At 68.0% G+C, this 9,734-nt stretch carries 7 protein-coding genes; 4 read left to right on the top strand and 3 right to left on the bottom strand.

What is annotated here, in order from left to right; all coding sequences use genetic code 11:
* A partial coding sequence (locus tag AB0J16_RS34365; RefSeq protein ID WP_358547192.1) for a non-reducing end alpha-L-arabinofuranosidase family hydrolase occupies positions 1-330 on the top strand: 330 nt, incomplete at its 5' end.
* 116 nt (positions 331-446) lie between these two features.
* Here AB0J16_RS34365 and AB0J16_RS34360 read toward each other — a convergent pair.
* Positions 447-2,426: a right-handed parallel beta-helix repeat-containing protein gene (locus tag AB0J16_RS34360; RefSeq protein ID WP_358547191.1), complete on the bottom strand. Its 1,980-nt coding sequence runs from the start codon at positions 2,424-2,426 to the stop codon at positions 447-449.
* Positions 2,427-3,302: 876 nt separating this feature from the next.
* Between AB0J16_RS34360 and AB0J16_RS34355 the strand changes: the two genes are divergently transcribed.
* The 3 genes from AB0J16_RS34355 to AB0J16_RS34345 all read left to right on the top strand — a co-directional run bounded on the left by AB0J16_RS34355 (position 3,303) and on the right by AB0J16_RS34345 (position 8,809).
* A complete protein-coding gene (locus tag AB0J16_RS34355; protein ID WP_358547188.1) occupies positions 3,303-4,415 on the top strand; it encodes a hypothetical protein in 1,113 nt (370 codons plus the stop codon).
* A 21-nt stretch (positions 4,416-4,436) separates the two neighbouring features.
* Entirely contained in the window at positions 4,437-5,168 is a 732-nt protein-coding gene (locus AB0J16_RS34350; protein ID WP_358547186.1) for a hypothetical protein, read from the top strand.
* 158 nt (positions 5,169-5,326) lie between these two features.
* Positions 5,327-8,809 carry a serine/threonine-protein kinase gene (locus AB0J16_RS34345; RefSeq protein ID WP_358547183.1) on the top strand — a complete coding sequence of 1,161 codons (3,483 nt, stop codon included), beginning with the start codon at positions 5,327-5,329 and terminating at the stop codon, positions 8,807-8,809.
* Between the two features lie 58 nt (positions 8,810-8,867).
* Here the strand turns inward: AB0J16_RS34345 and AB0J16_RS34340 are convergent, their stop codons facing one another.
* Together AB0J16_RS34340 and AB0J16_RS34335 are read right to left on the bottom strand one after the other, a co-directional pair.
* Positions 8,868-9,251: a hypothetical protein gene (locus AB0J16_RS34340; protein WP_358547181.1), complete on the bottom strand. Its 384-nt coding sequence runs from the start codon at positions 9,249-9,251 to the stop codon at positions 8,868-8,870.
* Positions 9,252-9,369: 118 nt separating this feature from the next.
* Entirely contained in the window at positions 9,370-9,699 is a 330-nt protein-coding gene (locus tag AB0J16_RS34335; RefSeq protein ID WP_358547179.1) for a hypothetical protein, read from the bottom strand.
* Between the last annotated feature and the right edge of the window lie 35 nt (positions 9,700-9,734).

Genomic DNA, 9,734 nt, shown 5'->3' with positions numbered 1-9,734 from the left:
CAGCTCCAGGGCCAGAACCGATACCTCATGCTCGTCGAGGCGATCGGCTCGCAGGGCCGCTACTTCCGCTCGTTCACGGCCACCAGCCTGGGCGGCACGTGGACACCGCAGGCCGCGACCGAGGGCAACCCCTTCGCCGGCAAGGCCAACAGCGGCGCCACCTGGACCAACGACATCAGCCACGGCGATCTGGTCCGCACCAACCCCGATCAGACCATGACCGTCGATCCCTGCAATCTGCAGCTGCTCTACCAGGGACGTTCCCCCAGCTCGGGCGGCGACTACGGCCTCCTGCCCTACCGGCCGGGTGTGCTGACACTGCAGCGCTAACGGCGGAGGTGATGATCTCATGAGAGCGGCTGCGACACGGGGTTCCGCGTCGCAGCCGCTCTTTCGCGCGTAGCGTGTCAGGAAGGTCGGCGAAGCGCCGTCACCGGGTCTTTCGCTCAAGCATTCCCGGGACGGATCGCCACATCATCAATCTGGAACGCGGGCCCGGCGGTGCTCGCGTTCCAGACAAAGGTCCAGTCGACGCGGGTCGTGCCCGCGGGCGGGGTGAACGTGCCGGCCGCTTCGGTCCAGGCGGTCTTCTGGGCCAGGGAGATGGCGTCGGTACGCAGCACCGTGCCGGACTCGTCGCGCCAGCGTACATTCCACGTGACGGCGGGCATGGTCGCCACCGCCTCCCGATACCACAGCGACACGTGGTAGCTCGTACCGGCGACCACACCGCTGTAGCCGGGGTAGTTGTCAAGCGCTACCGCGCTGCCGCCCGACTGAGTGCTGGTCATCTGCAGCGAGCCCGTGCCACCGTGCGCGCCGCCGGTCTGGTGCGCCACGCCGGCCCCGTACCACGGGGCGTAGGGCGAGGTCGTCGAGCCGGACTCGAAGTCCTGCTCGGTGATCGCCGGCGGGGCGGGCGTGCCGCCGTCGAACGTGCTGCCGGCGTCCTGGCCGTACTGGGGGCCGACCCACAGCCCGGGCACGATGCGATTGCCCATGTCGGTGACCCTGAACTGCCACGGTCCTGTGTAGGTGTTGTCGTGCCAGGAGTTGTGCGAGTCGTGGACGATCGACTGCTGGATCACGGCGCCCTTGTACGGGGACCAGTCTGGGTAGGTGCCCCAGTTGGACAGCAGGGCCATGTGCCCGCAGTACTGCGTCGGGCAGCCGCCGTTGACGGCGCTGGGGTCGAAGGCGAACGTGTTGTGGTGGACGTCGACGTTCTTCGTCCACCAACGGCAGTTGGTGTAGAGCGGCTCGCTGGCGATGGCGGGAGCCGAGCACTGTGAGGTGTTGGTCGGCCCGACGATCAGCGTGCAGTCGCCGGTCGTCGAGGCTGGGCTGTTGCAGAACCGGTCGGCGTTCGCCCACGCGGTGATCCCGCCCCAGTTGTTCTCGAGCCGGTTGCCGGTGATCTCGATCTTGCTGGTCCGCGCCTTCAAGCGGGGCTCACCATCCGCCTCGGACAGGTAGATCGCCGCTTCGGGGAACGGGTCGCCCTTCGCTGCCCGCTCGGCACCGGAGGCCCAGGCGTTGCCGCGGATGGTGTTGTTCCGGATCACGGCGTTGTAGCTGATCTCGTAGAAGATCGCGAGCGACTCGTTGCGCTCGATGAGGTTGTCCTCGATGAGGAAGTCGTTGTTGTTGGTGTCCGCCCAGACCCCCGGCCCGTGGTTGCCGTGGACCCAGTTTCCGGTCACGTCGGCGCCGTTCACCGCCCAGAACTTCATGCCACCGGTACATCCGCACCCGGGTTCCTGGTGCTCCCAGTCCTCGGTGTTGTTGCCGGTGAACTCGTTGTCCGCCACAACCAGGCCGGTGATGGTGTTGCCGGACTTGTAGGCGTTCAGGCCGTACTGCCCGTTGTCTTTGAGGCAGTTGCCACGGATCTGGTTCGTGGCCCCGGCCATCAGCCCCGCGCCCGCGTTGTCGCGGATCGTGTTGTGCTCGACGACCCAGCCGTCGCCGGAGTCGTGGTTGACCACACCCTGATCCTTCGGTGCGACGAACCCGGTGATGGTCAGGTACCGGATCGTGACGCCGGTCGCCTGCTGAGTGAACGCGAACAGATTCAGCCGCTGCCCGTCCAGTACCGCGCCGGGCGCGCCGATGAACGTCGCGCCGTTGCCGGGCATGATCTGGGAGTACTTGTCGGTGCCCAGCGTGTGCGTGCCGGTCTCGAAGTAGTACGTGGTGTTCGCCTTGCGTAAGTCCACGCCGCTGTTGTCGCCCTTGGGGACCACGACCGCGCCGGCGGGCGGTGTGGTCGGGCCGTTCAGCGACGAGCTGCCGCAGACCGCTGCCGTTGCCGTTGCCGTCGTCGAATCGGTTGTCGCATCGACCGCGTCGCCACTCGCCGGCGTCGCGCCGCCCATGACAACCGTGGCGAGGGCCATCAGCGCCAGTGGCCAGGTTCTTCGCATTCCCGTTCTCCTCTGGATTTTCGGCCAGCCTTAACTGCATTTGGCTGCTGGCCGTCGCCACTGTAGCCAGATCGCGCCTGCCCCTAAGATCGAACTCTGAAAATGGACTGCGGGCCGGTGCCGGCGTCCTGCGGATCAGGGACAGCGATAGACATCACGTCCCTGAGATGTCCCCCACCTGCGGCGCACACGTCCGCAGGTCAGGCGTGGATGAGGGGCAGGGACAGCGGAGACTGAGGGTTTCGGCTTCCGGCCGTATCCGCGACTTCCGGGACGTGACCTTCCACCGGCCGAACGCCCCAACTGGCCCCACGCCAGCGACAACCGGGCCCTGTTCCTCAACGCCAAGGGCGGACCACCCACCCGTATCTCGGCTGGACCCGGGGCCGGCCTGCGCCCCGTCCCATGCCGGTCCCCTCAACGAATCCTCAACAAGTTCTCAACACCGTCCGGCGCACGATGTGGATCGCCAGCTGGTCAACAGGACAAAGGGAGGCAACATGCGATTCGGCACCAAGACGGTTGGCATGCTGGATACGGCGACTTGATGAGATGACGGCGTCAAAGCCCTTTGTGCGAAGCGGGCCGAAATTGGACAGGGGGCCGACGAATGGCTGATAAGCCGAGAGCAGCGGCGACCCTTTTCCTCAAGGCTGCCCATCTATTGGCGCCCGATACGTTCTGTTTTCAAGGAGGATTCGCGTGAATCGGCCCAGGCGCGTAATCGTGGCAGTGGTGGCCGCAGGTCTTCTCACCTCCTGCGGAGGAGGTGCGGGAAGCGATGCCTCGGGAAAGTCGCACGGTCCCCGGACCGGCACGCCGACGCCGTCATCGTCCGCCTCCCCTGAGCGTGTCGCGCCGAAGACACAGCTGTCGGTGCCCAGCCTCTATGACACCTCCCGCGGCTGGGAGTCGGACCTGCCTGGGGACCAGCTCACCCTGCCGCACTCCGGGGCGGTCGCCGTCTTCCGGCAGGGCGGCAAGAACGACGGCACCTTCACCGTGCTCGATGTGACCAGCGGCCAAAGTCTGTGGAAGAGCGAGGTGAAGGGCCCTGGCCTGATGTCAGCGCTCTCGGTCACCGTGCAGGGAATGGACTACCTGGTCGCCTCCGCGTCCGGCTTTCAGGGCGCGGACGTGGTCAGCAAGGGTCGGCAGGTCACGACGATCGACATCTTCCCGGCCCGTGCCGCTGGAGACGGCGTCAAACCGGCTCACCATCTCGAACTGGACGGCGAGGGTGCGGTCGTCAACGGCGGTGGCGGACTGCTGGTGCAACTGGACAACGACGTGGTGGTGACCGTGGATCCGGCCACCGGCGCGACGAAGACGTACGACCTGAGGAAGATGAAACCCCCAGCCAGCGAGTGCAGGCTGTGTTTCGCCTCGACCAAGGCCGTAGCCGTCACCCCTCGCGGGCCGTTGCTGGCTACCAACACCCAGCCCCGCCGCCACTACTGGGTGCCGGGAGCCTGGTCAGGCGGAACTCTCACCACCGACAGCGACCACAAGCTCTTCATCGCCCCGGTCAAGGACTCCCTCGTCGCGCAGTGGCGCGATGAAGGCGTGCCCAACGACACGTGGGCCGTCCTGGACCCCGCCACGGGAAAGGCTCGCGCCAAGGTCGACTGCGCGCCGGATCAGGGCGTGACGGCCGACGACTCCAAGGGGGCCTCCCTGTCTGCCGACGGCCGCTATCTCATCCGCGGCCACACGGTCTTCGACTTGGACAAAGGCACCGGCCACTGCTTCGAGGAGACCGACCGCGACAAGCCGGTCCACCTGACCGCTGTGACCGATGACGGCGTCGCCTTCGGCATCGGCGCCTCGACTGCCGACCAGGCCGACCCGCGGGTCACCATCGACCTCGCCACAGGCCAGGTCCAGCTCGGCAACTACGTCGTGGCTCCCTTCGGCGACTACTCCGGATACGGTCTGTTCTGGGAAGACTCCACGAACACCATGGTCGCCTATCCACACGCCAAGTGACCTCACGCGTAGGAGCAGCCCGTGAACGAACTGGTTGACGTCATCGCCACGTGGCTCGACGGCCGTTCGACCACGGGCATGGTGGTGTGGGGGTGGCCCATGCTGGTGTGGGGCCGTGTCGGGAAAGTCATGTTGTACTTCGCCGCGCTGTCTATCGTGTTGGACCTTCTCGACCCCGAAAAGCTGCGGAGGCGGGGCGGCGAATTGAAGGTTCGCGCTACCGACGCTCTCGACCGTGCCCGGCTCAGGCTGTCTCAGGCCGGCGTGGCCCGCCTCAACACGAATGTCCGCAACCACTTCACGTACGGAATAGCCACTGATCAGTGGGGCGTTACCGCCCACGTGTTGCCTGTGCGCGATAGTCCGGGCTACGTCCCCCGCGCGCTGGGCTGCTCGCTTGAGGAGTACCAGGCGTTCCATCAGAGCGTCATCGCAGAGCTGCCCCGCGTCCACGCGGGAGACGACGACAATCCGTGCGCCGGCGCACATGAAGATCTGTGCGCCGGACAGCATGATCACATTTCTCTGCGGATCGCCGCGTTCCTGGCGGAACACGTGCCTGACGATCGGCAACGGTTCTTGAAGGGCGGCTGGAGCTGGCTGCTCGCCAAGGCAGCGTGGTGGGCTGTGAGGGGCGCTTTCGAGATGCTTCTCGGCGCGCTCCTGCATCGCACCCGGCCGTTGCATCTGTTCCGCTGGGTGGCGTTCGCCCTGGTGCTGGTCGGCGGACCGCTCGACATGCTCGCCGCATGACTTGTCGCGCCCTGGCCGACCCCGCGTACGCTCACCAGCGTGCTTGGGCTCCACGCCGGTGTTCAGCACCCGGTTGATGTCCTTGACCTTCAGCCCATCCGGAGTTTCCCGAAATGGCACGCTCAATAGCTCCTCTCACCCCATCCGACCCGCGGCGTTTGGGGCGTTACTGGCTGGCCGGCCGGCTGGGCGCGGGCGGCCAAGGCGTCGTCTACGAGGGCTACGGGGAGGCGGGAGAGCGGGTCGCGATCAAGGTCCCCAGGTACGACAGCGCCGAATCGCGCACCAGACTCGCGAAGGAGGCGGCGGCGGCCCAGCAGGTGGCCTCGTTCTGCACCGCCAAGGTGATCGAGGCACAGGTCGATTCGGCGCCGCTTTACATCGTCAGCGAGTTCGTGCCAGGGCCGAGCCTGCGGCGGGTGGTGGCGGAGTCGGGGCCGTACGAGAAGGACGCGCTGCGCCGGCTGGCGATCGGGGTGGCGACCGCGCTGACCGCCATCCACCAGGGCGGGATCGTGCATCGCGATCTCAAGCCGGACAACATCATCATGGGGCCGGACGGACCGCGGCTGATCGATTTCGGCGTGGCCCGTGAGGTGGGGCCGACGACGAGCGGGCCGATCATGGGCACGCCTGGATACATGCCGCCGGAGGTGTTCTCGGGGCGGGGCGCGAGCGAGGCGGCCGACCTGTGGGCGTGGGCGATGGTGGTGCTGTTCGCGGCCCGGGGCAAGGACGTGATCGAGGAGGGGGATCCGGCCGCCGTCATTGGGCGGGTGATGGAGTTCGAGCCGGACGTGTACGGCCTGCCTGAACCCCTGGATGCGCTGGTGGCCGCAGCGCTTGCCCGCGATCCCACGGAGCGGCCGGCCGCTGGGAAGGTGCTGCTGCGGCTGCTGGGCCATGGCGGTGAGGCGCCGCTCGGCCGCGGCGATGACCTGCTCGAACGCGGCCTTACGCAGGCTGGTGCCCTGACCGGACGGTCCGAGCCCGATCTGGGCGCGATCGCGGAGGAGCTCTACGGTGAGCTGACCGAGGCCGAGCGTGTGACCGCGCCCGAGGTGTTCCTGCGGATGATCGACGGTGACGAACTCCGGCCCGTCGGCAGGGACGAGCTGCCGGACTCGCAGGCCGTGGACGCGATGCTCACCGTGTTCGGCGCCGCGGGCCTGGTCACCCGGTCCGGTGCCGCGTACGAACTGGCCGCCCCCGGGCTCCTGCACGCCTGGCCCCGGCTGCGCGATTGGGTGGCGGGCAACCGCGAAGGGCTGCCCGTCCACCGGCGACTCGCCGAGGCGGCCGCGCTGTGGAACGAGCACGGCAGAAGACCGGTCGACCTGCTGCACGGCTCGGCACTCGACCGGACGCTGCAGTGGGCCGCCACCGCGCACAAGGACCTCACGCTGGGACGGCGCGAACGCGAGTTCCTCGACGAGGCGGTGAGCCTGGCCCGTACGAGGGCGAGGAGACGCCGTCTGGTCGCGGCGGCCCTGGCCGTACTGCTCGTGGTCGCGCTCGGCGGGCTCGGCACCGCAGAGTACCTGCGCAGGGAGTCGAGCCGTCAGCGCGACGACGCGCTGGCGCGGGAGCTCGCGCTGCGAGCCGCCGACCTGCGGCAGAGCGATCCTCAGGTCGCGAAGCTGCTGAGCGTGGCCGGCTGGCGGTTGAGTCCGGAGCTGCCCGAGACCCGCGGCGCGCTCTACGACTCGCTCTCTCAGACCGCGACCTCCGTCTTCCTCGACCCCGACTACACGGCCGCGACCGTGCAGAACCTCAGCCAGGACGGGCGCGTGCTCGTGTCCGTGGACGGCGGGACGGCCAGGATCTGGGATGTCACCGGCCAACGGCGGATCGGCGTGCTGTCCGGGGTGAGCGCGGAGGTGTTACAAGCCGCGCTCGCCCCCGATGGGCGCACCCTGGCCCTCCTCGACCAGGAGGGGGTACGACTGTGGGACACGCGCACCGGAAGACCGCTTGGCGCCCCCATCGCCCGTCAAGGCAGGCGATCGGGCGGCGGCACATTGAGCTTCGACGGCTCCGGGCGCTACCTCGCCATCCCCTGGGGAGCGAAGGCCCTGCCCGAATGGTGGGACGTCGCCAAGCGTAAGCGGCTCACCGCTCCCTCGGGAGCCGCGCTCAACGCGATCAGCCGCGACGGCCGCTTCGGCTACGTGGTGAAGGGCTATAACGCGGAGTTGTGGGACCTGCGCCGGGGCAAGAGGACGCCGATCGCGCCCGAGCGGGACAAGGGCGTCATTAACCAGACCACCTTCAGCGATGACGGCAAGATGATGATGACCACGGAGCTGGTGAATTCGAGAGAGACGAGCAGGATCCGTATGTTCGAGGTGCCGTCCGGTGAGGGGGTGATGGGCCAGGAGGGCGGGGCGGGCCCGGGGGGCGGGGTGGGGCCGGAGGCCGGTTTCGTCTTCGGCGATGCTTTCATCGCGAACTGGGGCGGCCGGGAGCAGCTGACTTTTCAGCGGCGCTCCACCTATGGCCCGGGATACAGCCAGGCCATGCCCGGCTTCTTTGACACGGTGTACAGCCAGGCCCTGCCCGCCTTCGTCGGCGGGCTCCGCTTCGACCTCGCCGACCGGGCCGTCCGCTATCTGGACGAACATGGCGCCGTTCACACCGAGGACGTCTCGATGCTGTTCGACCGGCCGATCGGCGGCGGCAGCGAGAGCGGGAACGTACGGCTGGCCCCTTCCACGCGCGTGCTGGCCGCGATCTGGGGGGACCGGATAGAGGCCAGGGACACGGCGACGGGCCGCGCTTTGCTGAAACTGATCAGCCGGTCGGGCGGTGGCGGCGCGACCGCCTTCAGTCCCGACGGCCGCCGGCTCGCCCTGGCCGCCGACGACACGGTCCACATCGTCGATCTGACCGGGTCTAAGGTGTCGGCCCGGCTCAAGCTGGGGGGCGGCGTCGAGCAGGGCGCCCAAGCGCTGGCGTTCAGTCCGGACGGACGCACGCTGGCCGTGTCGCGTTACGGGGAGCACGGTCGCGTCGAACTGTGGGACCTCGAACGCGGATCTCGACGAGCGGAGACCGGGACGGGCGCGAAAGACCTCGCCTTCCGCCCCGACGGACGGCTGCTGGTTACCGGAAACCCGCTCCAGCTCATCGATCCGGAGAAGGGCGCCACCCGGCCTCCCGAACAGGGCACCGGGCAGCTCGCCGGCGCCTTCGCCTTCAGCCCGGACGGCCGGCAGGTGGCCTTCTCCGGGCCCGGCCGGCTCACTCTGTGGGACGGCGACGTCAGGACCAGAATCGCCGAGTTCCCCGCGGTGCCGGGCAGCGAGGTCACCATGCTGGCCTGGTCGCCTGATGGGCGCACGATCGCGACGTACGAGAAGGGCTTGCGTGTACGTCTCTGGGACGTGCCGAGCCGGCGACCGCTGGGCGTCGTCTTCGACGGCAAGCAGGCGGCGGACGGCGCCGATGGCGGGTGGGTGGCATTCTCCGCGGACGGCACGAAACTCCACACCGCCGCCCCCGACGGCACGATCCGTGTGTTCGACGTGGACGAGCGGCACGTGGCCGCGACCCTGTGCGTGCGCGCCGGTCGTACGCTCACCGCCAGTGAATGGTCCCGCCACCTGCCTGGCATCGAACCATTCACGATGTGCCCCTAGCTAGTAGAGCCTTGCTGTTTCCACGACCTTGGATTGCGACGGACGCGCCGGCGCAAAACTAGCCGAAGGCCCTTCGGGGTACTGTGGCGCTCACCGTGGTGCCATTTCCTGGTACGCCATTGACGGTGAGGCGGCCGCCTATTCCCGCGAGCTTGACCCGTCTGCCGCTCAGGCTGGCCTCATACGCCTTGGCCGACGTGCCGAGGCCGTGATCGCTGACGGTCAAGCGCAGCCCCCCGGGAGCCACGGTGAGGGCGATGGAGACGGTACGGGCCCGTGCCTGCCGTTCCACTTCCTGCAGAATGTCACGGATCGTGCCATGGACGATCTCGGTGATGAGGGCGGGAAGGGGTTGTTCCGGCAGAGCCCATATCTCCACGGTGATCCCGGTCCGCAGCGACCATTCCGCCAGGTGATCTTCCAAGGCGTGTGAGGTGGCCATGCGACTGCCTGATTCAGAGCTATTGATCATCTGCTTCTTCCACTTCTGGGCAATAAGTCGAGTACGCCTGATCAGGCCCGTCCGGCGGGCAGTCGCGGGCTGCTCTGCGCGATTCGGCCTAGCGGACCATCTTGAGCCCGGTGTGCCAGACGTACCCGTGTCCCCCGCCGCCCAGGTTCCAGACTTCGGTCCACTTCCAGGTGGGCTTGTTGTCCCAGCAGTAGCCGTGGAACTTGGTGCCCTTCTTGGCCACCCGGTAGCTGGAGCTGAGGCTCTTGCGCTTGTGCACCTTGACCGCCCACTTCGCCTGGACGACGCAGGGCCACAGAGCGGTCGAGGCCTTGGTGGCGCCTTCGGTGGCGCTGGTGGCGTGCGCTGAGGAGACCAGCACGCCGGAGGTGAGCGCGGTCGCCACGGCCAGTGTGGCGATCTTTCCTACGGATCTCATGTCCGGAAATGTAGGTTTACAGGTGTTGAGGATTT

Origin of the sequence: Nonomuraea sp. NPDC049750 (assembly GCF_040659625.1) — a bacterium.
Classification (GTDB): Bacteria; Actinomycetota; Actinomycetes; order Streptosporangiales; family Streptosporangiaceae; genus Nonomuraea.
Note: the sequence above shows the minus strand (reverse complement) of the source record. Positions and strands in the feature narration are given on the sequence as shown.